Annotated in this window: 25 protein-coding genes; 12 read left to right on the top strand and 13 right to left on the bottom strand. The window is 57.5% G+C overall.

Going from position 1 to position 23,414, the window contains the following annotated elements:
* Positions 1 to 125: 125 nt before the first annotated feature.
* Both ASD83_RS14115 and argH read right to left on the bottom strand, forming a co-directional pair.
* Entirely contained in the window at positions 126 to 842 is a 717-nt protein-coding gene (locus ASD83_RS14115) for a gamma-glutamylcyclotransferase (protein ID WP_056311881.1), read from the bottom strand.
* A 178-nt stretch (positions 843 to 1,020) separates the two neighbouring features.
* A complete protein-coding gene (gene argH, locus ASD83_RS14110; protein ID WP_082561190.1) occupies positions 1,021 to 2,469 on the bottom strand; it encodes an argininosuccinate lyase in 1,449 nt (482 codons plus the stop codon).
* 23 nt (positions 2,470 to 2,492) lie between these two features.
* On the opposite strand from argH, the gene ASD83_RS14105 reads away from it, so the two are divergent.
* Positions 2,493 to 3,155: a TlpA disulfide reductase family protein gene (locus ASD83_RS14105; RefSeq protein ID WP_244489177.1), complete on the top strand. Its 663-nt coding sequence runs from the start codon at positions 2,493 to 2,495 to the stop codon at positions 3,153 to 3,155.
* Between the two features lie 157 nt (positions 3,156 to 3,312).
* On the opposite strand, the gene ASD83_RS14100 is transcribed toward ASD83_RS14105, so the two are convergent.
* The 5 genes from ASD83_RS14100 to ASD83_RS14080 all read right to left on the bottom strand — a co-directional run bounded on the left by ASD83_RS14100 (position 3,313) and on the right by ASD83_RS14080 (position 5,637).
* On the bottom strand, positions 3,313 to 3,516 hold the full coding sequence (locus ASD83_RS14100; RefSeq protein WP_056311877.1) for a hypothetical protein: 204 nt from the start codon (positions 3,514 to 3,516) through the stop codon (positions 3,313 to 3,315).
* A 9-nt stretch (positions 3,517 to 3,525) separates the two neighbouring features.
* On the bottom strand, positions 3,526 to 3,708 hold the full coding sequence (locus ASD83_RS14095) for a putative motility protein (RefSeq protein ID WP_056311875.1): 183 nt from the start codon (positions 3,706 to 3,708) through the stop codon (positions 3,526 to 3,528).
* 65 nt (positions 3,709 to 3,773) lie between these two features.
* Positions 3,774 to 4,373: a rhomboid family intramembrane serine protease gene (locus ASD83_RS14090; RefSeq protein ID WP_244489176.1), complete on the bottom strand. Its 600-nt coding sequence runs from the start codon at positions 4,371 to 4,373 to the stop codon at positions 3,774 to 3,776.
* Between the two features lie 152 nt (positions 4,374 to 4,525).
* Positions 4,526 to 4,726, bottom strand: coding sequence for a twin transmembrane helix small protein (locus ASD83_RS14085; protein WP_056311872.1), 201 nt, complete (start codon positions 4,724 to 4,726; stop codon positions 4,526 to 4,528).
* 20 nt (positions 4,727 to 4,746) lie between these two features.
* On the bottom strand, positions 4,747 to 5,637 hold the full coding sequence (locus ASD83_RS14080; RefSeq protein WP_056311870.1) for a LysR family transcriptional regulator: 891 nt from the start codon (positions 5,635 to 5,637) through the stop codon (positions 4,747 to 4,749).
* 88 nt (positions 5,638 to 5,725) lie between these two features.
* Here ASD83_RS14080 and ASD83_RS14075 point away from each other — a divergent pair, with 88 nt between their 5' ends.
* On the top strand, positions 5,726 to 6,673 hold the full coding sequence (locus ASD83_RS14075; RefSeq protein ID WP_056311868.1) for an NAD-dependent epimerase/dehydratase family protein: 948 nt from the start codon (positions 5,726 to 5,728) through the stop codon (positions 6,671 to 6,673).
* 201 nt (positions 6,674 to 6,874) lie between these two features.
* Here the strand turns inward: ASD83_RS14075 and gluQRS are convergent, their stop codons facing one another.
* A complete protein-coding gene (gene gluQRS / locus ASD83_RS14070; RefSeq protein ID WP_200946511.1) occupies positions 6,875 to 7,720 on the bottom strand; it encodes a tRNA glutamyl-Q(34) synthetase GluQRS in 846 nt (281 codons plus the stop codon).
* Between gluQRS and ASD83_RS14065 the strand changes: the two genes are divergently transcribed.
* The 4 genes from ASD83_RS14065 to ASD83_RS14055 all read left to right on the top strand — a co-directional run bounded on the left by ASD83_RS14065 (position 7,719) and on the right by ASD83_RS14055 (position 10,199).
* Positions 7,719 to 8,396 (top strand): DNA-3-methyladenine glycosylase family protein, encoded by a 678-nt coding sequence (locus ASD83_RS14065; RefSeq protein ID WP_056311866.1) that lies wholly within the window; start codon positions 7,719 to 7,721, stop codon positions 8,394 to 8,396. The two genes, gluQRS and ASD83_RS14065, sit on opposite strands and share 2 nt — an antisense overlap.
* Positions 8,393 to 9,046, top strand: a complete 654-nt coding sequence (locus ASD83_RS14060) for an alpha/beta hydrolase (RefSeq protein WP_200946510.1) — start codon at positions 8,393 to 8,395, stop codon at positions 9,044 to 9,046. Before ASD83_RS14065 ends, ASD83_RS14060 begins: the two co-directional genes overlap by 4 nt.
* Positions 9,047 to 9,135: 89 nt before the next feature.
* A complete protein-coding gene (locus tag ASD83_RS20735; RefSeq protein ID WP_082561189.1) occupies positions 9,136 to 9,633 on the top strand; it encodes an HNH endonuclease in 498 nt (165 codons plus the stop codon).
* The gene (locus ASD83_RS14055; RefSeq protein WP_056311864.1) at positions 9,630 to 10,199 is read left to right on the top strand and encodes an HNH endonuclease; all 570 of its coding nucleotides are present in this window, start codon (positions 9,630 to 9,632) and stop codon (positions 10,197 to 10,199) included. Before ASD83_RS20735 ends, ASD83_RS14055 begins: the two co-directional genes overlap by 4 nt.
* Here ASD83_RS14055 and gmtX read toward each other — a convergent pair.
* The 3 genes from gmtX to ASD83_RS14045 all read right to left on the bottom strand — a co-directional run bounded on the left by gmtX (position 10,169) and on the right by ASD83_RS14045 (position 15,568).
* The gene (gmtX, locus tag ASD83_RS21025) at positions 10,169 to 10,897 is read right to left on the bottom strand and encodes a gamma-mobile-trio protein GmtX (protein ID WP_156385965.1); all 729 of its coding nucleotides are present in this window, start codon (positions 10,895 to 10,897) and stop codon (positions 10,169 to 10,171) included. The two genes, ASD83_RS14055 and gmtX, sit on opposite strands and share 31 nt — an antisense overlap.
* Positions 10,884 to 13,976, bottom strand: coding sequence for a VPA1269 family protein (locus tag ASD83_RS14050; RefSeq protein WP_162249169.1), 3,093 nt, complete (start codon positions 13,974 to 13,976; stop codon positions 10,884 to 10,886). The genes gmtX and ASD83_RS14050 overlap by 14 nt, the downstream gene beginning before the upstream one ends.
* A 65-nt stretch (positions 13,977 to 14,041) precedes the next feature.
* On the bottom strand, positions 14,042 to 15,568 hold the full coding sequence (locus tag ASD83_RS14045) for a site-specific integrase (protein ID WP_056311859.1): 1,527 nt from the start codon (positions 15,566 to 15,568) through the stop codon (positions 14,042 to 14,044).
* Positions 15,569 to 16,058: 490 nt separating this feature from the next.
* Here ASD83_RS14045 and ASD83_RS14040 point away from each other — a divergent pair, with 490 nt between their 5' ends.
* Complete coding sequence (locus tag ASD83_RS14040; protein WP_082561187.1) at positions 16,059 to 16,835, top strand: abortive infection family protein; 777 nt, start codon at positions 16,059 to 16,061, stop codon at positions 16,833 to 16,835.
* A gap of 461 nt (positions 16,836 to 17,296) precedes the next feature.
* Entirely contained in the window at positions 17,297 to 17,977 is a 681-nt protein-coding gene (locus ASD83_RS14035) for a hypothetical protein (protein WP_156385964.1), read from the top strand.
* A 50-nt stretch (positions 17,978 to 18,027) separates the two neighbouring features.
* On the opposite strand, the gene ASD83_RS14030 is transcribed toward ASD83_RS14035, so the two are convergent.
* The gene (locus ASD83_RS14030; RefSeq protein ID WP_056311853.1) at positions 18,028 to 19,128 is read right to left on the bottom strand and encodes a DUF4145 domain-containing protein; all 1,101 of its coding nucleotides are present in this window, start codon (positions 19,126 to 19,128) and stop codon (positions 18,028 to 18,030) included.
* 616 nt (positions 19,129 to 19,744) lie between these two features.
* On the opposite strand from ASD83_RS14030, the gene ASD83_RS20730 reads away from it, so the two are divergent.
* From ASD83_RS20730 to ASD83_RS14010, 4 genes are all read left to right on the top strand, one after another.
* Positions 19,745 to 19,984, top strand: coding sequence for a hypothetical protein (locus ASD83_RS20730; RefSeq protein ID WP_200946509.1), 240 nt, complete (start codon positions 19,745 to 19,747; stop codon positions 19,982 to 19,984).
* A 65-nt stretch (positions 19,985 to 20,049) separates the two neighbouring features.
* Positions 20,050 to 20,331 (top strand): hypothetical protein, encoded by a 282-nt coding sequence (locus ASD83_RS14020; RefSeq protein ID WP_056311849.1) that lies wholly within the window; start codon positions 20,050 to 20,052, stop codon positions 20,329 to 20,331.
* A 315-nt stretch (positions 20,332 to 20,646) separates the two neighbouring features.
* On the top strand, positions 20,647 to 21,345 hold the full coding sequence (locus tag ASD83_RS14015) for an SOS response-associated peptidase (protein WP_056311847.1): 699 nt from the start codon (positions 20,647 to 20,649) through the stop codon (positions 21,343 to 21,345).
* Positions 21,346 to 21,533: 188 nt separating this feature from the next.
* Positions 21,534 to 21,911: a VOC family protein gene (locus tag ASD83_RS14010; RefSeq protein WP_056311845.1), complete on the top strand. Its 378-nt coding sequence runs from the start codon at positions 21,534 to 21,536 to the stop codon at positions 21,909 to 21,911.
* 7 nt (positions 21,912 to 21,918) lie between these two features.
* On the opposite strand, the gene ASD83_RS14005 is transcribed toward ASD83_RS14010, so the two are convergent.
* Positions 21,919 to 23,301, bottom strand: coding sequence for a hypothetical protein (locus ASD83_RS14005; RefSeq protein ID WP_056311843.1), 1,383 nt, complete (start codon positions 23,299 to 23,301; stop codon positions 21,919 to 21,921).
* Positions 23,302 to 23,414 lie beyond the last annotated feature (113 nt).

Here is a 23,414-nt window from a genome sequence, read left to right as displayed (position 1 = left end):
CTGAGATCGGGGTAATTTGCTACATCTCAGGATGGGTCCCGGCCTTCGCCGGGATGACAGCCTGAGTGTGGGGTGGGCTTTCGGGGAAATCCCTAAGCCAAAGCCCAAAAAAACAAAAGTGAGACTTATCGATCCGTCTCATAAACGGCTTCGATGCGGGTGGCGACGAGGTTTTGGAGGCGCCAGAGATGGGGGTCGTGGAGGCCCATTTGTTCGAGGTGTTCGACGGTCGAGAACAGGTATTCGGCCATGGAGCCGCGGCTGCCGACGGCCTTGGCGAGGACATCGGCGATTTGGTCTTCCGAAAGGCCGGAAATGTAGCGGCCGGAATTGCGGTCGATGCAGAAGGTGAGGGCGCGGATGGTGCGGTCGCCGGAGCGGACTGTGACCATGCGGGGCGGAAAGGCGGTGGGCTTCCAGCCCATCTCGCGTTCGAAAAGTTTTATCAGGCTCTCGTCGCGTCTGCCGGGGGGAAGGCGATAAAGCGCGCCCTTGCAGGCGCCGCCGCGATCAAGCGCGAGCATGAGGCCGGGATTTTCGTCCGAGCCGCGAAAGCGGTTGTTCCAGCCCAGGCAAAAGGCGCGGTGCCAGCCGTGGAGGAGGCCGGTGCGGATTTCGACGTAATCGCAGGCGGGTTTCCAGATCAGCGAGCCGTAAGCAAAAATCCAGGTTTCGTCGTGGTCGTCGGGGCCGAAGAATTTTGCGATGGTTGCCCGGTGATCGGCCTCGGTTGCCTCAGTCATGCCTGCGGGGGGTGGGGGCAGGGTTTCGATGATGGTTTCGGGCTGGAGATAGGCGACATGGCGCGGGGTGAGGCGCATCTGTCGCTTTTTGTCGGGCATTTTTTCTCCGTCTTCCCTCTCCCCTTGCGGGAGAGGGTGGATCGGCTAAAGCCGAGACGGGTGAGGGGTTTTGTGTTGCGAACGCCGCGTGTGCGGATAGTCCCCGACCCCTCATCCGACCCTTCGGGCCACCTTCTCCCGCAAGGGGAGAAGGAAGAAAGTGAAGGAGTTCGCGGTTTTACTCAACCCCGCCATCGCCATGGCCGCCATGCTTTTTCTTGGCAAGGGGCTGAGGCTCGTGGTCTTCGCCGGTGAGGGTCGATTTCCAGCGGGCGGCCTGGGCCATCACGTTGATGGGGGCGGTGCCGCCATAGGATTTTCGCGCGGCGACTGATGCTTCGACGGTGAGCACCTTGTGGATGCGGCTGTCGATGCGGGTGTCGACGGTTTTGAAATCTTCGATGGTGAGGCCTTCGAGACCACAATTCTTGGATTCGGCGAGGGCGACGACCTGGCCGGTGATGTGGTGGGCGTCGCGGAAGGGGATGTTCAATTCGCGCACGAGCCAATCGGCCACATCGGTGGCGGTGGAGAAACCGGCCGAGGCCGAGGCGTGCATTTTTTCGCGGTTCGGCTGCATGTCCGAAACCATGCCGGTCATGGCGGCGAGCGACAGGGAGAGCGCGTCGAGGGCGTCGAAGGCGACTTCCTTGTCTTCCTGCATGTCCTTGGAATAGGCGAGCGGCAGGCCCTTCATGACGACGAGCAGGGAATTCAGCGCGCCCATGATGCGACCGATCTTGGCGCGCACCAGCTCGGCGGCGTCCGGATTGCGCTTTTGCGGCATGATGGACGAGCCGGTGGTGAACTTGTCGCTGAGCTTGATGAAGCCGAACTGGGCCGAGGACCAGATGACCATTTCCTCGGCAAAGCGGGAAAGGTGCATGGCGCAGATGGCTGCGGCCGCGAGGGTTTCGAGAATGAAATCGCGGTCGGCGACGGCGTCGAGCGAATTGGCGGTGGGACGGTCAAAGCCGAGCGTCGTCGCGGTCATGTCGCGATCGATCGGGTAGGGCGTGCCGGCCAGCGCCGCCGAGCCGAGCGGGTTTTCATTGAGGCGGCGGCGGGCGTCGAGGAGGCGGCCGGCATCGCGGCCGAGCATTTCGACATAGGCGAGGAGATGATGGCCGAAGGTGACGGGTTGCGCGTTCTGGAGATGGGTGAAACCGGGCAGGATGGTTTCGGCCTCTTCCTCGGCGCGCTTGACGAGAGCCAGTTGCAGCGTGTGGATCTGGGCGACCAGATGATCGATGGTGTCGCGGACATAGAGCTTGAAATCGGTCGCGACCTGATCGTTGCGGGAACGGGCCGTGTGGAGGCGCCCGGCGGCATCGCCGATCTTTTCGCGCAGCCGCGATTCGACATTCATATGGATGTCTTCGAGCGCCCGCGAGAATTTGAACGAGCCGTTCTCGATTTCCGCCAGCACCTCGTCTAGACCGACAAGGATAGCGTCGCGATCGGTCTGCGTCAGAATGCCCGTTGCGGCGAGCATTGTGGCATGGGCCTTTGATCCGGCAATATCCTGGCGGAACAGGCGCTGGTCGAAACCGATCGAAGCGTTGATTTCTTCCATGATGGCGTCGGGGCCGGATGCAAACCGTCCACCCCACATCTTGTTGCTCATCGTCTGCCTTTCAGGAGTAGCCCATGTCGGACACCAGCCAACCCAAGCCAGTATCACCGCGGCGCTGGCAGCCATATGCGGCGATGGGGGTTGCCGGATTGGGCGTAGCTATAGCGGCGTGGGTTTATCTCGGCAATGCCGCCTCGGCCAACTCGTGCCCGGTGCAGGCGGCCCAAGCGCAGATCGTCGATGCGGCAGCGGTGGGGGAACTCGCAGCGCTCAATGGCACGGGCGAGGGGCGCGGCTATGCCGATATGGCCTTCAAGGCGGCCGATGGCACGGCGATGACGCTGGGGGATTTTTCGGGCAAGGCGCTCTTGGTCAATTTCTGGGCCAGCTGGTGCGTGCCGTGCCGCGAAGAAATGCCGGCGCTCGATGCGATTGCGACGGAATATAATTCGGACAAGTTCCAGGTGGTGCCGATCAATCTCGATATTGGTGAGGGTGGATTGGCCAAGGCCGAGGAATTTCTGGCCGAGGGCAAGTTTGAAAACCTGCCGCTTTATGCCGACAATACGTTTGCTGCGTTTGACCGGCTGAAGCGCGAGGCGGTGGCCGTGGGCCTGCCGGCGACGCTGCTGCTCGATCCGGAAGGGTGTGAACTGGCCGTGTTGCAGGGGCCGGCGGAATGGCACAGCCGGGATGGGCGGGCGGTGATCGAGGCGCTGATCGGGTTGCGGGGGTAAACCGTTCCAGCCCGGGGGCGCAACAGTAACCCTCATTCTGAGGCGCGGAGCGTAGCGAAGCCTCGAAGGGCGAGGGGGTGCCCGGATGCTGCAGTGCCACGCCCTCGTGGCTTTGCTCCGCAAAGCACCTCACCATGAGGACTACTGTGAAGACTGCCTAAACCAAGAGATCCACTTCGGCGCCGTTTACGGGATTGCGAACAATGTCAGGCAGGGCTTCGGGCTCGGCCTTGTTTTGCGTGAGCGCCAGTTCGCCGCGCATTTTTGCGACTTGCGCAAGGAGCGTGTTGGGCGAGGCGCCTTCGCTTGTGGCGATGCGGTTGATCATGACCGATGGGCTGACGCTGAGGGCATTGCTCATCGGAAAACCTCAGGCCGATTTATCGACCTGCGTGCCCTGGCCCGGCGGAAGCACTGCCTGGGCGGGCTGCAGCAGCATATCGAGAAGCTGGGTCTGCATGTCGTGGGATTTTTTGAATACCGCCAACTGGACCGATTGCTGGGTTTGAGCCGTGCGAGCCACCATGAGGCTGGAGGCGAGATCGGTGTCCATGGGCTGACTTCCCTACGCAATACTATAACGCAGGGAAGCCTAGCAGGGCAGAGTAAAGAAACCTTCTACCGGCCGCCGAGCAGCATGACGTCGCGGCGGCGCATCAGGGCGGCGAGGATAATGCCGGCAACAAAGCCGCCGATATGGGCCCACCAGGCGACGGATTCCTGCGAGCCGATGACGACATAGAAGAGCTGGGTCGCAACCCAGAACCCCAGCATCCAGAAGGCGGGCACCGGCAGCGGAATGGGGATGACGATGCGCGCGAGGACGAAGACGCGGGCATGGGGGAAGAGAAGAATATAGGCGCCCATGACCCCGGCCACGGCGCCCGAAGCGCCGATAAGGGGGCCGTTGCCATCGAGGTTGAAGGCGAGATGAGCGAGGGCGGCGAGCACGGCGCAGGCGAGATAGAAGACGAGGAAGCGCAGGTGCCCCATGGCGTCTTCGATATTGTCGCCAAAGACCCAGAGGAACAGCATGTTCGAAAGCAGATGCAGCCAATCGGCGTGGAGGAAGGCATAGGTGATCAGCGTTGCCCAATCGGGTAGCCAGGGGAGCGGGGCGGGATAGATGTCGCGCACCACGATGGGGATCATGCCGAAGTAGATGGTTGCGTCATCGAAGGCTGCGGGGGGCAGCGTCGCCTGGATGAGAAAAACCAAAATATTGAGGGCGATCAGCCCATAGGTGACGTAGGGGAAGCGGATATGGCGGTGGGGATTGACGTCATGCAGGGGCAGGAACAGGGCGTTTCTCCTCGGGCCGGGCGGACGTCAGTACTTTTGCCGCCGGGCGGCAAGGAGGGCGGCAGCGGTCAGCCCCGACCGCCGCCGAAGAAGAAGAGCGCGCCGATCAGCAACAGAATGGCGACGGCCTGGCCCATGACGCGGAGGCGCATCAGGCGCTGGCTGGTATTGGCCGAGCCGCCCTTGGTCATGTTCCAGAGGCCCATGCCGAGGACGATGACGACAAACAAGAGGGCCAGCGCGATGCCGATATTGAGAAGGGTCTGCATGGGTTTGGCCTCCGAAGGGTTCAGCTTTCAATATAGGTGAGAAGGCCACTCGCCAAGGCATCATAAACGGCGCGGATACGGTGGGAGGTGTACAATTCTCGGTGCGTCGTCAGCCAGACCGGCAAAGGCGGGATGGCGAGGTCGATAGGGAGGGCGACAAGGCCGGGCGTGCGGCGCACCAGATTGGCCTGAGCAAAGCCGATGCCGAGGCCGGCGCGCAACAATTCCCACAGATGCGCCTGATCGTCGGAGCGGATGATGAAATTTTCGCGATTGAGGGTAAAGCCGAGTTTTTTCGCGTGGGTGACGATGGCGCTGGAGCGGTCGAAGCCTAAAAGATCGTGCTGCCAGAGTTCGGCCAGCGTTGTGGGGCGGCCTCGACGGGCGAGATAACGCTCGTGGGCGGCGGGGACGAGGGCGATGTCGCCGAGGTGTTTTGTCACCAGTTCAAGCTGGGTGGGACGGAACATGCGGATGGCGATATCGGCCTCGCGCATGAGGATATTTTCGGCTGAATCCGAAGGGACGCTTTCAAGAGCGATGCGCGGATGGAGGGCGCGGATCGGCACCAGGATTTCGGGAAGCACATAGTTGGAAATCATGGCGCTGGCGGTGATGCGCACGGTGCCGCCGGTTTCGTCCTGGGCGCCTTCGGCCATCAGGTTGGCTTGAGCAAGGGCCGTTTGCGCCTCTGCTATGGGGCCATAGAGTTTTAAGGCAGTGCTGTTGGGCTTGAGGCCGGAAAGGCTGCGCTCGAAAAGCTGCAGGCCAAGCTGGGCTTCGAGCAGTTCGATATGGCGGCCCACCGTGGGCTGGCTCGATTTGAGGGCGCGTGCCGCGCCGGAAAGCGAGCCGTGCTCGATGACACCGGCAAAGCTGCGCCACAGGGACCAGTCAGGCTCTCTATTCATGATTGAATATCAAATCTCGAAATTTGGCCAATCGCTATAAAAATCTGTAGCGGGCATTTTCGTCTCCAGCAAGTCAAGGAGACGGTGAATGACCAAGGGTAAAGTGACGGTTCTGGGTAGCAACGGCCATATCGGCAATGCGGCAATGATGGCGTTTCGCGATGCGGGCTGGAGCGTGACGGGACTGGGGCGGAGCAATCGCAAGCCGGTCAGCGGCACGACATTTGTGGCCGGGGACGCTGACGATGTGGCGGTGGTGCGGGCGGCGATTGCCGATGCGGACGTGGTCGTGAATGCCCTGCACCTGCGTTATGATCAGTGGGGCAATGGCCGATCGGAAAAGCAATTGCAGGTGGTCATCGACGCATTGGGCAATAGCGGCAAGACGCTGCTGTTTCCGGGGTCGATATACAATTATCGGGCGGGCGACCGCACCGTCTCGCCGGCAACGCGGCAGAGCGCCGAGATGCCGCGCGGGGAAATCCGCATTCGGCTCGAAACACTGTTGCGCGAGGCGGCGGCGGCCGGAAAATTCCAGGCGATCATTTTGCGTGCCGGAGATTTTTACGGGCCGGGCAATCGCGGAGACTGGTTCGATGCGGGGATGCTGCCGGATGTGAGCAAGGGCAAGCTGTACCATATGGGTGAGCTGCAGATGCGCCATAGCTGGACTTATCTGCCCGATCTGGCGCGCGCTTTTGCTGCGCTGGCGGAAAAGCGGAGCGCGCTTGGACGGTACGAAAGTTTGCACTTTGCCGGACATTGGGTGTCGCATGGCCAGATGATGGGCGCGATAGAGGCGGCATTGCCGCGCAAGGTGGCCGTTTCGCCTTTGCAGTGGTGGACGATGCGGGCGGTGGGACTGTTCAATCCGGTTATGCGCGACCTCTATCGGATGCGGTATTTGTGGCTCAACGAGATGGAACTGGTTGACCCGAGGCTGGACGCTTTGTTGGGAGCGGGCTTTGGGACGCCATTTGAGGAGGCGGTGGCGGCGACTGTGGAGGAATTGATGGAAGCGAAGAAGGCGGCTTAGCAGTCGCTGGTATTCCGGTTTTTCGCCTTCTCCCCTTGCGGGAGAAGGTGCCCAACGGGCGGATGAGGGGTATTCTCGCAGCGCCGTCCAGCAGCTCCTCTGCGGAGGAGAGAAACCCCTCACCCTGATTTTCTGCTGAACGCAGAAAATCTGTCCCTCTCCCTCAAGGGGCGAGGGAAGGCTGGTGGGTGGGGCGGGTAGTTAAAACCCCACAGCCTTCCGCACATCCGCCGCCGTCCAACCCTCGCTGCGCAGGTCGGCGAGGGTTTTGCTGTTTTTGGATTTGGCCAGTTTTTGGCCGTCGTCGCCGAGGAGGAGGCGGTGGAAGTGGTAGAGGGGCGTCGAATAGCCGAGCAGCATTTGCAGGAGGACGTGGATGTCGGTGGCCGCTTCCATGTCGCGGCCGCGGGTGATGTGCGTCACGCTTTGGGCGGCGTCGTCGACGACGACAGAGAGGTGGTAGCTGGTGCCGATATCTTTTCGTTGCAGCACGACGTCGCCCCAGCGCTGGGGGCGGGCATAGCGGATTTGCGGGCGATCGCGCAGCGTCGGGCCGATGGTGGTAAACGTCAGCATGCCGGCTTCTTCAATGGCACGATCGGTATGGAGACGGAATTGCACGGGGTCGCCGCGTTCGAGCCGCTCTATCCGCTCGGCGTTGGAAAGGTGCTTACAGGTGCCGGGATAAATGGGTGCGCCGTCGGGGTCGGTATCTGCGGCCTTGGCCGATATGTCCGAGCGGGAACAGAAGCAGGGATAGATGAGATCGCGCTGGCGCAGGCGATTGGCGGCCTCGGCGTAAATCTCGAAGCGTTGGGACTGGATTAGGACCGGTTCGGGCCAGGCGAGGCCGAGCCAATTGAGATCCTCGAAGATACCCTCGGTAAATTCGGGTTTACAGCGGGTGATGTCGATGTCTTCGATGCGCAAAAGCACTGTGCCGCCGAAAAACTCGGCCGCCTGCCAGGTCACGAGCGCCGATAGGGCATGACCGAGATGCAGGCGCCCATTGGGGCTCGGGGCGAAACGAAGAATTGGTTCTTTCATGATTTTACCGACTAGCACTTTTGCGCCCGGAGCGTCACCGCGGATCGATACGGCGGAGGGCGTCGCCGTGCATCTCGACCATTTGATCGCCATGGTGCCGCAATTGCTGCCGATGCGGGAGCGGGTCGGAGCGGTGTTGCCGCGGGTCAATCCCAAGGGGTTTGCGGGGATGGCCAAGGTGATTTGCGGGCAGCAGCTTTCGGTGCAGAGTGCGGCGGCGATCTGGGGGCGGTTTTCGCTTTTGCCGGGGGCGCTGGAGCCGGATTCTTACATGTTGCTCGATGAGGAAACGGTGCGGGGCGCCGGGTTTTCGCGTGGGAAATTTCTGGCGGTGCGAACGATCGCGGAGGCGGTACGGGCGGGGGAGCTTAATTTTGCCGAGGTGGATGCTTTGCCGGCCGAAGAGGCGATCAAGGCGCTGGTGGCATTGAAAGGGATCGGGCCGTGGACGGCCGAGGTCTATCTTCTCTTCTGCGCTGCGCATCCCGACATTTTCCCGGCGGGGGATCTGGCTTTGCTCAAGGCGGCGCATCACGGGCTTGGTCTTGACGAGCGTCCGACGATCAAGGAGATGATCGGCATGGCCGAAAACTGGTCGCCGCATCGGTCGGCCGCGGCGCTGCTGTTCTGGCGCTATTTCGCCATTCTGCGCGACAAGGAAGGGATTTTGCTGTGACCAAGCTTTCGGGGCCGATGATGCCGCCAGCCAATGGGCAAGCGCCCGATGCTGCGGTGGTTCTGCTCCATGGCTATGGCAGCGACGGTAATGATCTCATCGGGTTGGCGCCGCATTGGCAGCATGTGCTTCCCGGCGCGTTGTTCGTGTCGCCCAATGCGCCGATCGGGACGGAAATGGGTGGGTTTCAGTGGTTTCCCATCGACTGGAGCGGTGACCGGCTGGCGAGCCGGCAGACGGGCGTTATCGCGGCGCGTCCGGTGCTCGAAGGTTTTTTGCGCGATCTTTGGGCGCAGACGGGAATCACGCCGGAGCGGACGATTCTCGCCGGGTTCAGCCAGGGGGCGATGATGGCGCTGCATGTGGGGACGGGGCTTCCCGAAAAGCTCATGGGCGTTATCGGGTTTTCCGGCGCCTTTTTGCCGCCGGAGGGTTTTGGGGGCGAGGCGCTTGCCAAGCCGCCGATCTGCCTCGTGCATGGCGATATGGACGATGTGGTCGATCCGAACCTGTCGAGTGAGGCCAATGCGGTGCTTGATGAGGCGGGCTTTGATGTCAGCTATCATGTGAGCCGCGGCGTCGGGCATGGGATTGCTCCGGACGGCTTGGCCTTTGCCGGGGATTTTATCGGGCGGCTGGCAGCGAAATAAGTCTTTCGTCCCCGCTTCACAGCCCTGACACAAAGGGCTTAGTATAAAGGGGCTATGGACTTAACAGATTCCCGCTTCGGGAGACTCTAGTGACCATCCATGTGTCGCCAGAGGCCTGTCCCGCTCTCGTGCTGAACGCCGATTTCCGGCCTCTCAGCTATTATCCCTTATCGTTGTGGTCGTGGCAGGACGCGATCAAGGCGGTGTTCCTTGAACGGGTGAACATCGTGTCGCTCTACGACACGGTGATCCATTCGCCCAGCTTCGAAATGCGGCTGCCGAGCGTGGTTTCGCTCAAGGACTATGTGAAGCCGGCGCGGCACCCTGCCTTTACGCGCTTCAATGTTTTCCTCCGCGATCGCTTCCAATGCCAATATTGCGGCTCGCGCGATGATCTGACTTTTGATCACGTTATTCCGCGCTCGAAGGGCGGCTTGACGACGTGGGCAAACTTGTGTGGAGCCGGAAATATATTGTTGCTGTCGGCACAATGGGTTAGCCGCACTATACGTAGTGTGACGGCATATTGTTCGGGGGACGGGCGGTCAGGAAAATCTGCTCAACGTGGCGGCGGGAGGCGGAAATGAACGTTGCGCTCGCGTCACGCCGCACCCTCGTAGTGAATGCCGATATGCAGCCTTTGAGCTGGGCGCCGCTCTCGGTTTGGTCGTGGCAGGACGCGCTGGTGGCCGTCGTCCAGGAGCGTGTCATCCAAGTTAAGGCCTACGAAGACGTTTTTGTTCATTCGGCTAGTCAGATCTTCGAAGTGCCGGCTGTCGTAGCGCTGAAGAGCTATAAGAAGAGGCGCGGCGCAGCGTTTACTAGGTATAATTTGTTCCTACGCGATGGTTTCAGATGCCAATACTGCGGGGGTAGATTTTCTTCGAAAGAGCTGACCTTTGATCACGTTGTACCCCGCAGCAAGGGGGGCCGATCCGAGTGGTCAAACATCGTCGCCTCCTGCGCCGCGGACAACCTGAGGAAAAGCGACAAAACGCCGGAGGAAGCTGGCCTCAAACTCATTCGCAAGCCCTTCGAACCCAGTCCGTTCGAGCTCGACCAAGTCGCGAGGAAGCTTCCTTTTGCACTCGGTGATCTGCACGAAACTTGGCTCGATTTCCTCTATTGGGATTCTGAACTGGATAGGTCGTGATCCATGGAATGACGGCCCAACACCTTCTGCAATCCTTGAAAAAACGATGCAGAAAGGATTGCTCGACCTGAACTGGTCAGCAGGCCATGTATCGCGTCGACGTTGTACCCCTCATTGTACCAGAACTCCCGGTCTGCAGCGCGCGCCAGCTGGCTCCTCTCATCTCCAGAAAGAATTGGCTGGTAGGTCGGCATCGGCTCGTCGCCAGGCGTATTATCGCTTCTAGTGCCGCCTGAAGTTGCCAGTGGGGCTAACTTTAGAAACGCCTTTTTAAGGGCCCGATTTTCGCGCTTGAGATCTGAGCACTCAACGGACATCTGTCTTAACCAAGCCCGGTCAGTTTGGTCCGCTACACCAGCCAAAATGCTATCGATCCTGCTCTCATTTCTGGGCCCTCTAGGGCCATTGGCTGTTCCTTGCCTTTGAGCGGCTGCGCAAAGCTCCACCAGACGAGTCAGTTTGAGTGGCTGGTCTCGGATGCTTTGTGTTTTTGGAGAACCCCAACGAGCAACCGTCACACGCCCGACTTCGGCGACTGTGATCTTCACTCCTGACTTTTCCAGATCCAAACATGCTTCCCAAATCCGATTAATCGAATTCGGGCGGTCGGTTTTATCCAACAGTGTGTCCCGGAACGACTTCGCATCGTCCCACTCAGGATTTGCAAGAGGATCAGAGTTGGGATCACCTTTGCCCACTTGTGTCCTCCACTGTTTGCGTCAGTCGTGCTTTGCCATTGATTGGTCGAAGACGGAGAGGCTCGAGTTTGGAGATTTCCTTCAAGGTGTTCTCGAATTTGTCGACGAGGCCCAGACTTTCCAGCGTCTCTTCACCCTCTACGAGTGACCGTAGACCTGATCTGCCGGCAAGCCCTTGAAGGAGGCGAGTTAGAGAATTTGATGCATGCAGGGCCTCGTCTTCAGGGAGGTTGAAGAAGAAGGCTTGATACCCATTTCGCTTCAATAGCTGGTCCATCAGTCGCCCCTTACGGAGAGGGGCGGAGGTCTCTCCAATCTGAGGGAAAAATTCGAAGGCATGGGCTGCGAAATCAACCTGATCCCAATAGGTCGTTTCTTCAAAGACGAGTTCTAATTCGTCTTCGTCGAGACGCGTGATGAGTGCGAATTTGCTTCCATCATGGTCGGGATCGTTCTTGATCTTATCTCTCAGGGCCCACGACTGCAGAATTAGTCTAGCGCGCTCCTGAGCACCTTGGACCATGATGTTGAGCTCGATGGTGATGGCTTCGATGTCTGCCTTAACTCGTTCAATCTGACGATTGCTGGCGGCCCCCGACGCCACCAGCTCGGCTAATTTCCGTGATAGCTGATTTGATGTTTGAGCCCGTTCGCCGAGCTTGAACAGGAATACACAATAGGAATTCAGCTGGCCCTCAAGGTATTCCGGACCGGTCATCCAAAATCTGCACAGCGGACAGTTTCTTGGTCCACCGGGCACTGGTCCGTAGTACGCATTTGATTGCGTCGAAGCTACTTCCCCACCTATGTGGCACAACGCGCGCCCATTGGGGCAGATGCCGTCATGCGACGTTGACCAGAGACCGGGCGAGATGTCGGCAAGTGATTGAAAGGCAGCATCGCTGTTGCCAACTAGCCATCGGCGTCTCTCGCTGAGCGGGGAGTCGCGCAGGAAGCGTTCGAAGTTATCATAGGAGCCTTCCTCCATCTTCTGTAGCGCACGGTCAATCGTGTCTGTGACGTAAGATGGGCCGAGCCTGGTGTAGTGGAGTGTCATGAGGAAGTGAGCGTGACCCGCGATGAACTCCGCGATCACCTGAATCGGCACACCCCCTTCGACAAAATGCGTGATGCCAGCAGCCCTTAAGCCGTGGAGAGTATAGGGAGATTTGATGTTACCAAACTGATCGTATGTGACGAGACTGACGTCCTCCCCACCTACCTTGAATCTGCGCTCTACTTCTTCGAGAAGTTTACCAAAAAAGGTGGCAAGCCGGTCGTAACTCACCGGTTCGTTGGGAGGACGTTTGCTGCTTGCGGGGTCCCTGAAGAGAAAAGTGTAGCCGTAGAGATTTTTAATTGCCCGACTTGGTCGGTCTGTGTCGAAAATAAAGTCTTTGCGGCTGAGAAGGCCGGCCACCGGATTATAAAATCGTTGCCAGTTCATGAGTTGATTAATGCAGGGCTTTAACTCAGCGCAATCCCAAGGGATGTCGTAACCTTCTTCGAAATCGTGGGCTCCGATGGCAGCGGTCTTATTTGTGGTGACATGAATGCCGACGTAGTCCTTACCAGTAGCGTGGTCGCGCATTGGCGTCCAAAAGCCGCGAGACCTACCTGGTGTTGCAAGCGGATGATCGTTGGAAAGCCATTGCCCGGAAGCCGGATCGTAGATCTGGTCGTCAGCTTCTCCGCTGTCCTCCATTCGCAGCTGAACCGTTCGGATGGGCAAGGTGAGCAAAGTTTGGATGGCAATGGCCCGTACTGGGCACCAGACCTTCTCATATTCGCCTGTTTCTGGGTTGGAGTAATTGATGTAGTCTGAGGTTTGAGTTTTTGGCCAGGCGTAGTCTTCTGCGGTCAACACCTCCTTCATCAATCTAATAATGCGAACTGGAAGTATCTCCTTATTCGTCTTACCCCTTGAGTAAATTACTGGATGGTCCTGCGCACGAATGGGAGGACTCCACTCAGCCAAATCCATCCCATGATGATCGTGCCAGTCCTCAAAGAACCTGCGAGTGTCCTGGACCGCGTTGTACCCTGTCTGGGTTCCCCAATAGCCTTCTCGCTTGAGATAGTCCAAGAAGGTGATTTCTGGAGAGTCCGGCCGTGAGATGGTGTGAGATCTTGTGTAGGCCTCCGGTGCAGGTGGAGGATTATTCAGCTGTCCCAAAAAGGCGACAAACGGCTTGACCGCAGTCACCAGATTTGCAGGCGTTTTTTTGGGTCGGTGATGTACCCACCAAGACAGCGCTTCTGCCCATTTGCTCAGGTTCACCTTGGTATATGTGATCCCGACCCAGTTGAAATTTGTAGAGCTTAGGCTTTTTTCATTCCGTTCGATGCGATCAAAGTACGCGCTAGTATATTCGAACATACTGTCAAGGTCGTCAGGTAGAAGGCCTAAATCAAAAATCGCTTTGAAAAGTTTGTTGTACAGCCCTTTTTCTCGGCTGTATTTAGTGGCGTAAGTATCAAAAATTGCCTTATAGGGGCCAAGAAAGAAATTCCAAAAATCTTCGAAGAATTCTGAGTTTAGATCTGAGGTCGATTGGAACGCGCATGACCTGACTAGAATGTCAAAAAGTCGATCTAAAACGCCCTGATCTTGCAAGGAGACGATCGGAGCACATTTCGCTAGCACCTTACTTCCGACTGTCGAATGCTGCCGATGGGAGCGTAGTTTTGTGCTTTTGGGGAGCCATTCGATAACAGATGTATTGAGGTGACCTAATGGAAATAGAATTAAATCCATTTCCCTTGCTTGATGCAAAACATGGAAGATGCCAGTACGCAAGCGAGTGCCGGAAGTTTTCCGCATCGCTATTGTTCCACCGGAGAAGCCGCCCTCCATCGTTTCGACGCTAGCGAGGAGAAGGTTCTCGACCGCACCTTGTATTGAATCTATCGAAACAGCTTCCAGTATCCTCTGCTGAAAGTTAGCGAAGAAATTTTGATGGGCCTTTGTAAACGTCAGGAGCCCCTTTTGATCGGCGGCCTTAATTTCTCCGTCTAGCGATAGCGCGAACAGCTTCCACTCCGAGATAGAGTCCTCGATCAGTGCCAACTGATTCATAGAGGTGTTCAAGCGAAAGCGGTCCCGTGAGATAAACTCACGGGTTGTATGGATGAACGTTTTTTTCAATTTAGTGGGCCCAAATTCCAGGACGAAAGTATGTTCAGAGGGTCCGATCTCCAGACCTGCCCCCATTGAAGATCGGTTGCTAGGTCAGGGAGGGGCACACCGTCGGAACGCGACAATTTCTCAAGAGCCTCGGTCACTTTTCCAACGGATGGCTTCGTGTAGACGAGCTGAGATTCAATGCTCTTGTGGTGCATCGCGTGCTGGATGATCACGGGCTTCACGCCCATGTCAGTCAGCGTCTGACCGTACAAATGCCGAAGACCATGGGGATTGAGGCCCAGTTTGGCGTTTGGGTGCTCGCCAATGCGTAAAACCGCTTCCGCAAAGGCTTTATCAAACGCAGCAATCGTCCAGGGCTGCCCAAAGTTCGACTTGTCCATCGAAACAAACAGGTACGGGTGGGTGAGGTGACGGGGGCGCACGTGCTTGATGTAGACTGCGAATAGGTCGAAGAAGAGCTTCTTGAGGTGCGGATCGATCCAATGAACTACGGAGTAGTTGTATGGCGCGCCGTGATCCATCAGCATCGATTTCCAACCCGCGTGCTGGCTGCCGGTGAGCATAGATCTTGGCACCCGATTACATACGAGCTTGAGGTAATCGTCTCTTGGCCCCACCACCGGCAGACCTTGATCGTCGCTCCATGCCATTTGGCCAATCACGGGATCGTATAGTCTAACCTCATCCCCACGGACGTCGTCGACGAATATGTGGAATGCTTCGCTTTTGCGGATGCCCCCTCCCGCCAGCAGTGTCAGCATCATCATGAGGCAGATGTTGTATTGAGAGGCGGCGTCGTGACCGTTTTGCTCTAGTAGTCTTGGCCGACGGCAGCCCTCAAACAGCAGCGGGCCCAAGAGATTTCGCGGGAAGGACTTCGCGGTGCCTTTGGCTACTAATGTGCCTCTTCTGAGCCTGCGCTGCTGTTGCCCGACCCGGTTCCTCGACCTAGCATGCAAGTGGAATAGCTTGGAGTGAAATTTCCTTTGTTCAATGGCAAAGGCGCTCGCGGTGCTGCGCGCGAAGACCGAGTTCGCGAGTGGGTTTTTCTCACCGAAGATGTCCGCGGTCGAAAGGCAGAAGCGCCTCAGCACGCTCACTGCGAAACTGATCGTCGCAGCCGGCATCGGTGACCAGAATAGTGCTAGAGGATCCTCCCCGTTCTCCATTTTCGTACCGAACTGAAATGCTGTGATGCAATCCTCGATCCAGCGCTCAGGAATGGTTTCGGCTCGATCATGCATTTGGCGAGCGCGGAAGTAGTCGTAGAATAGGCCGATAAATCTGGCTGCCTTTTCCTTCCAGCTCTTGCTCAGGCCCTGGACATACCCGGTCCCAAAATACCACCAGGCCTCAAATAGAACTTCACCCCGATCAGTGATGATGAGCGGAGCCTTTTGCCCCGCAGGGGAAAGGACCGGCACCCAGACGGTGAAGTGATAGGGCGGGTGGTCCTCTGGTTCAGTCTGCCCGTAGGGCCACGGGTTGGACTGGGTCGAGATGCTCGTTGGATCGACCTGCATTTTTACCGCACCGGACAACGACCAAGATGCGAGGAGTTCTGCAAGGCCGAAGGCGAACCCGCTCCCGAGTTTTTGCTCCCGCGAACAGGAAAACCCATGACTTCGGCACCGTGTCGGTCAATAGCGGGGCGCGGCCTACCCATCACTCCAACTTTGACAGTCATAACTGAAAGTGCGTCTGCACCCTGTCCCATTCGCATCGATGCCAAGCTCCCGCGGCGCTCACTGTTCGCCGAAGCCAGAATGGGCATTAGAAAATTATTGTCAAGAACTTTGCTTTCGCATCTCTAAAGGCCGATTTGTATTAGAAGATTAGAACATTATCCTAATCTACTCCTGCTCCACTGGCCTATGACGGTCATGTCCTAATTTCTAATGAGAAAATGAGGCCAATTAGCTAGGAAGAATTGCTAGAGGGGCCCGCGAGGCCAAAGCATGAGCCGACCGCTGCGAGAACGGCGCAAGCTGCGTACTGAGGGAGGCGAGTCCGATGGTTTCACTAAAGCGCTCGGAGTGGCGCGTGTTGGACGATGCTTTCCAAATGGGAGGCGGGTACGTGCTCGACTTCTCCGACCGCACGATTGCCGAATTCTTTGAGGACGAGTTCGGCATCGAAATTTATCAAGAGCGCTATGGCTTCAATGGGACCTCGAAAGCCAGGCATGTGCGAGCCTTCATCGAGGTGGAGGATGCACACATCGTCGGTCACGTGTGTCGTCGGCTATGGAAACATCGAGAGGGCCTCAGTTCGCACTATACCAACCCGGCAGAGTCTGAAGCGATCAGATCAAAACTGTTCGATCTTTTGGCGCGATTAGAAGAAGCAGAGGATAGGCCTCGTGCTGACGCCATCGAGCGCTTCAGCCGCGACCAAACTCTGGAAGAACTGGTCGCTTCCATCGAGCGAGAAATTCACGCCAACAAACCTGTGGCGGCCCTCGACCGTCTTCATACCTATTGCATGAAGAAGTTTGGCCACATGTTGGATGAACGGGGTATCGAGTGGGATCGCGCTGAGCCGCTCCATAGCCGTGTTGGACGCTACGTTAAGGCGCTAAAGACTGAGGGCGAACTTCGCGAAATGAGCGAGCAGATAATCAAGAACGCCGTTGGCGTCGCAGAAAAATTCAATCACGTCCGCAACAACAAGACGCTCGCGCACGACAACGATCTAATCAATCCGTCTGAGGCCAGGTTCATTTTCGATTCCATCAACGCCTTGCTGCGCTTCATCAAAAGCGTTGATGGCGCCAGATTTGGTTCCTAGATACATCGTACCGCTACAATGGATCAATCGAGCCGGAACCACCTGAAATTGGTGGTGGCATGGCGTCCTCTCGCATTTGCAGAGGGGAAGCATGACAGCAAGTCCGCGCCGCTTGGTGGTGGCCCAGTAGTGGACCTGATGTTGTCCACCTTTAGGAGCGTGGGCTGCTTTCGACCCCATCTCGGTCGGTATCGCCTTGTGAGCTGTCGCCTAATAGCTGACATTGGTAGCATGTTGCCAAGTTAAATTGAGCTGTGTAGCCGCACCGCACAGCTTCGCGGGGCGTGGAGACCAGTTATGCCGTTAAGAATTACTTTCGACACCAACGTCCTCGATCTTGCTTGTCGGCCGGAGCGTTTTCCAAAAGACCCGCGCCAGCCCGCCCTCCCGAAAGTCCATGACGCCCTGAAAAGTGGCGAGAAGGCTTCTATTCCGTAACCATGCTGACGATTGAGGGTGTCATGAAGCGCGATCGTGCGCACGTCTATGGAGGCACCCGGATCACCATCGGCCCGGAGACGGCCAGCACTTTGAAAGCTGAGGAACTTCCTGACTCCCTTCGAGAACGATGGGGCGATAAGGATATTGAACAGGTAGACGTGGAATTCCGGGTCGAACAGCCCGATCGTCAACCGCTTCAACCGGAGGTCCAGGCTAGAGCGAGAGCAGCTCATGCACTGGGCGTCAAGGTACTCAAAGCGCCGCCGAGGGTTGGGGCATTTCACATTCATGATGATGGGGGAGAGTTCTATCTTAGCGCAGGAGCTGGCGACGAGCTCGGAGCTTGGATTGCGCGGGTTCATGAAGTTGGGCGAGCAATCGAGGCGCGGGGTGTCGGAATGGCCCAAGTGAAGGCGCTTGGTCTGAACTCGGCCGATGCTCAGACTGCCTGGTACAAGGGATTGCAAAACGCTAATGATATCCATCAAGAGCGTGCTGTAGAACGCGCATTCGGGCAATGGGCAGATGGGGATGCTATAGCGTCTCACATCGCCTATGGTCTGGACATCTTCTGCTCTGCCGACGTGGGCAAAAGCAATGCGAGCAAGTCAGTTCTGGATCCCGTCAACCGCCAGTGGCTTGAGCAGACCTACGGGGTCAAGTTCATGTCGTTCGAAGACCTTCTGGCGGCGTTGCCCTGACGACGCGCCCATCTGTATCTTCATCGTTCAGGGTCGACAGCGTCCGTCGGCTACTTCCGAGGTGGGGTACTTTTTCGAATTTCTTCAGCTGCAAGGTTGAGAACAAAAGATCGATGCAAGAAATTCTCGATGATATCGACAATGTGCCCGAGCCGGGCCGCGTTGGGTGTGTAGCCGCGATGGGCTGACGCATTCCCAGCATCGGCCACCGCATCGAGAGCCGTCTTTTCGGTGGCGCTGATGTACCCAGCTTTCTCTAGCTCTTTTAACTTGCCCTCGAACCCTCCCTTGGGGTCATTGATCCGCAGATAGCCCGCGCGATCGAGCAGCGTCCTAGCGCCAATGGACGCCAAAATGTTGAGGCCGGCATTGAGCGCAGAGTAGAGCTCATCCATCACGCTGCGCAGAACGTCGTCAGTGATCTCATCTGCCCAATCCGGTTTCGGGCGCACTGTTGGGGCCGGAAAGTACGTTTCCTTTATGCCGGGGCGCATCACCATGCGCCCTTGGTCATCGTAGTCCATCTCATCCCACTCGGAGAACCAGTATTCATGTCTCACTGAAAGGGTCTCACAGCCGCAGCACTCAATTACCTCGAACGTGTCGCTCCACGAGATCGGGCCACTGTCCTTTTGAACGGTGTGTTCCGCTCTCACCCACGACTTCGTCACAGACCTGCACCTGTTACAATGCGCCTTCACGATACGGTCTACAGCAGTGACAGGCGTTTGAGCCTCCGGGCTTTGTGGCGACGGATCAGGCTTCGGCCCAGGGGTCAATCTGGCCCAGCCTTTTGTCGAAATGCTTATGCAGTCATCCGGGACATACTCAATCAGACGCTCATTGACAGCGAGCTCAATGATAGCTTGAACCCTCTCACCGTCGATGGTTCCAACCACAGCGGTGAGATCGTCCTCATCAGGCAGTTCTACAGCGCCTAATTGGTCGTCTTCCAACTGTGCTGCAGCCCAGACAAGCAAGTTCATAACTTGCCTGTCGATGGGAGGAAGGGGCTGCTTGAGCATTTCATCCAAGTTGACCGAATTGATTTCCGGCCATTTGGCGTCCGTACCTGATGTCATAGACCTAGTGGAATGACTAAGCTTGGCGATCGACTTCTTGTCCGCGCCTGCCAGACGGGATTCGAGCATGGACAATGCGGTTCCTGTGATCTGGTACTTTCCACACCTTCGGCAATCGACTCTACGGTAGTCGCCCCCACTAGGCTGCTCTTCATTTGCGGATGTCTTGCAAATTGGGCAAAATGCCATGCACTAGGCTCCAGACAACACGCCAGATTGGGAAGTTCTATTGCCGTTCGTAGCGATGTGTCCAGCGAACTGGCCCGTTGCCCCCAAAACTCCCGCAACTGTCAAACCCAGAGCAATGTCCGGTTGAGCGCGTCTCGTACCGAAAGCCGCCGTTCTGCAATCCACCCCAATGGCGACGTTGTCGGCCGAATGCGCCGTGCTTGATGAAGGCATTCGGCCGGATCATTGCGGAAAATGAAAAGCCAGAGGGCACCATTCGGTGCCCTCGGCGAACTCGACAAATTCTTCTCGGCGGATGCCGATGTCCCGCGTACCGCGTGGACCAGCGCTAGCTGGCGATGGAACGCTATCGAGCCGAAGCTCTCAGTCGATCGTTCGTTCCGAGATTGAGTGTAGCCCGGTTCACGATGACAAACCACTCCATCGGAAGGGGCAGTTTCTCCTTTGGGCAAAAGCCTTCCCGGACGCCTACGTCACAGCGCATCACCTCCGCGACATGCTGAATCTCGCATCGCTGGATAAGCTCCTGGAATGGAGTCGCGAGCCCGGCTTGTTGCCGCGTGTGCCAGCTGGTTCCGAACGCGGAAAGAATTGGCGGGACATCAGCGACGACGCCTTGGAGCACTATTCTAAAGACCGCGATCCCGATGTCCGCTTCAGCGCCGAAACCGAGCAGCGGCGGCGTGAAAACGCTATTCCCGAAACGCAGCAACCGAGACAGGGGCGATTGCTCTAAGTCTTCCTTGCTTCCGACGTGACGAGAGCGTCTGTTCGACGCTAAGCTCCATAGGGAGGTGGCGCATGCAGGCTTATGTCGACGGACTCAGCAGTGCACTGATTGAGCGGTACAAGCTCTATCTGCAAACTTTCCTGCTCGACCTATGGAGCGAGCGCGGCATGATCGAATTTCGCTTTGGCTACTCGCTTCGCCGCGATAGCAAGCTTCACACACGGACCTTTAAAGTCGGCGCCCAAGAGGCTTTGACGTCACCAGAGCGTCTGGCGGTCGTTGATGCGATGTTCGCCGAGATCGAGGATCACATCGACGAAACCATTTCAGGGACGTTGCTCGAACTGAATTAGGTCTACAAGCGATCACAATTCTCGGGTGTTAGGACGTTGTTTACGCGAAGCGCGTCAGCGTGATTTCGCGCGATCCGTACTGCGTACGCGCAGTTCAGCCGACATGGGCTGTAAGGGCGCTTTATGGATATCCCTTTGATTGCCGGCGTCCTGTTATTGGCCGTCGTCTTTATCCTCGTCGCAGTGCCACTTGTGCGGCTTTGGCGTCAACGTCGCGGTCACTGGTAACGACGCGTCGACACCCTCGACACCCTTGCATATTGCGATTTTTTGCTCATCGGCCATGATCGTCTAGACGGATGCGGAGCAGGATGAATGTGCAATCTCTACAGCATGACCACCACGACGGAAGCGATCCAAAAGCTGGTCCAGGAGTGGGAAGATGCGATGCGCAATATCCCGCCGCTTTATGCGATCTATCCCGACTACACGGGCCCAGTAATCAAACAGCGTGGCGATGATCGCGTGCTCGGATTTGCTCGCTGGGGGCTGCCGTCGCTGAAGGATCCTGTGAGCGAAAAGCCGAATCGCGGCAACACCAATATCCGACATCCTTGGTTCGACGATTGGAAAGGTTATCTCGGGCTCGAGAACAGGTGCCTCGTCCCGATCAACCGGTTTGCCGAGCCGACCAAGCTTCCCGATGGTAGCAGTGGCAACGCGTGGTTCGCTATCGATGAATCAGAGCCGCTGACTTTCTTTGCCGGCCTTTGGACAGATTGGCATGGGACACGACGCAAGGACGAAGGCCCGCTGGATCACAAGGTCTTCGCCTTCTTTACGACCAAACCAAACGACATCGTCGGTGCGGTACACGAGAAGGCGATGCCGGTGATTTTGCGGACCGAGGAGGAGCGGGAAGTCTGGCTGCGGGCCCCATGGTCCGAGGCAAAATCACTGCAACGGCCGTTGCCCAACGGCGAGCTAAAAGTTATTGCCGAGCTGCCCCTCAAGTATGTGCCAGGCCTAGAAGCCATCCCGGATCCAGGTGACCCGCTGCGCTTACCGGCATAGGTCCAGATCACATTTGCTCGTCTTGTTGAGACCATAGCATAAGGCAGGGAATTACTGGGCCTCTAAACCTTTTCAGGGAGCCTCCCATGCTGACAATTGGATCGATCGTCTGGGGTGTTGAGGACTTACCAAGAGCAGTAAAGTTCTAGTGCGCTGCGCTGGATTACAAACCGCGTTAGGCACCCAGCGTGGACTGGGCAGTCTTGGCTCCGGTGGATGGTTCGGGGGTTAAGATTGCCCTGGATCTAGCCGACACACCTGTGCTTGCAGGCCGACCCCTTCACCATCTCGATTTCTATGCCAAAGATCAGTCCGCCGAGGTCGACAGACTTTTGAGCCTCGGCGCAACGTGGGTTGAGCGCGATTCCTCGGCTTGGTCTCCGCGCGACGCGCTGATCCGACTTCTGCGCGAAATCGACAATAGTCTCAATGTCCGCGCATTCGTGGTGACCATGGCAATCAACCTGCCAGACGGGACACTGGGCCATGGATTTCGCAACGCGTGCCCCGACAATTTCACTGCGCTCGGGCTCTTAGCCCGGGCCAGCCACAGGCTTCAGGAGTAGCGGAGTTCTATTTCGTGGTAACCGTTTCCAAGGATCGAAACAGCTGATCCATCAGGGCATCAGGGTTGGGTGGGAGTAGGGTGTTCTCGATGATTAGAGCCATATCGTCTGCGGTGAGAACTGCAATCCCTTCGCGGTTCGCCTCTGGGATACTCGGGAACGCGACCTCCCTTGTCTCAGATGTGACGATCACTGGTAGCACCTCTGGATTTGACAGCCAGGAGTGGCGTAGCCGTTCCCGCACCTCCGAAGCGCGACGAAGAAGCTTGTGTCTCTTCTCGCCGGGGAAAGTCTGGCTGCTACACTCAATCAGAGCGAAGCGATTCCCTGCACGCATTAGTAGGTCTGGTCCGTCTGTCATCGTTTCCATGCCCAGCCGGTAGGATGTAAAGCCGAGCATGAAGAGAACAGCTCCGACCGCGTGCTCAAGGTCATCTGCGAGCTTCTTGTCTTTCACCCGAGCGGCGGGTGTTAGCCCGAGGCCTCGACGAATGTGTGTGAGCTGGGGATCAAATGTCTCCAAGGCAGTCCTAAGCGGGTTCGGTACTGTGCTAGGTTCATGAACATAAAGCGCGTGCAGTGGCGCGTCATTGTAGCTCACAAAGCAATGAAGCAATGCATCCTCGGGCACTTCTAGTTTCGCGTGCCCTACGAGTACCCCGCGCTGGTCCTCCGCGACTTGGAAGTTCATATCGCTCCCTAGGAGCTGCGTGCGCCTTACCGCTTTGGCGTTCTGAATTACAACAACGCCCACTTTGATGTTGTTGGGGAACAAGGGCAGCGCGAGCCTGACAACAATCTTTGCAATGTTGCCTTCGACGGTGGAGCTTCCGTCAATCACCGCCAAATTATGCGCCTCCACTTCTAGTCTGGCGGACGGATGTTCCGGCAACTCGCCAAAACCATATTCTCGACCGAGGTCGCCGATATCACTGAACGGGGAGGGCAATGCCCTCAGTGCCCAGTCCAAATTGGGCTGGGGTCGAGGGAGATGGTTTGTGCCATCGACGGCCAAGGTCGTGAAACGCGAATAGCTTTGAAGGCCGCGCTCGTCGAATGCCTTCATTTCTGCGGAACGATTATCGTTAAAGGCAAAGGAGACTAGGCCGATTGGTGATTTTACAGGCGCCCCTTGCTTGTCGAGCAGGGCACTTAAGAAGGCGGCGTAGTCATCAACGCGAAACCGCGCAGCGACAAACTCCCCGACCTTGATTTCCGACAAATCCTCTGTCGCGTCCAACGGGTCGAGACGTATCACCGCTTTGACAATCTCTATTTCTTTGCCGTAGCGATTGCCGAAAAGGGCCACCGAGGCGCTGGTATAGCCCGGAGCAAATGGAGCAATCTCGCTCCCAAACTGCTTCAAAGCGTTCTGCACAAATTCCTTCATTCGTCCCCCCGACCCGGATGCTGGCTCTCTACCAACCGGCTGCAAAATTACATCGACCGAATTGCCGCCGACGTGTTCCCCTTACTCAGCTGACGCCGATTTCGTCGTTCTGG

Source organism: Devosia sp. Root685 (genome assembly GCF_001427875.1).
Taxonomy (GTDB): domain Bacteria; phylum Pseudomonadota; class Alphaproteobacteria; order Rhizobiales; family Devosiaceae; genus Devosia.
This window is presented reverse-complemented; position numbering and strand designations above follow the sequence as displayed.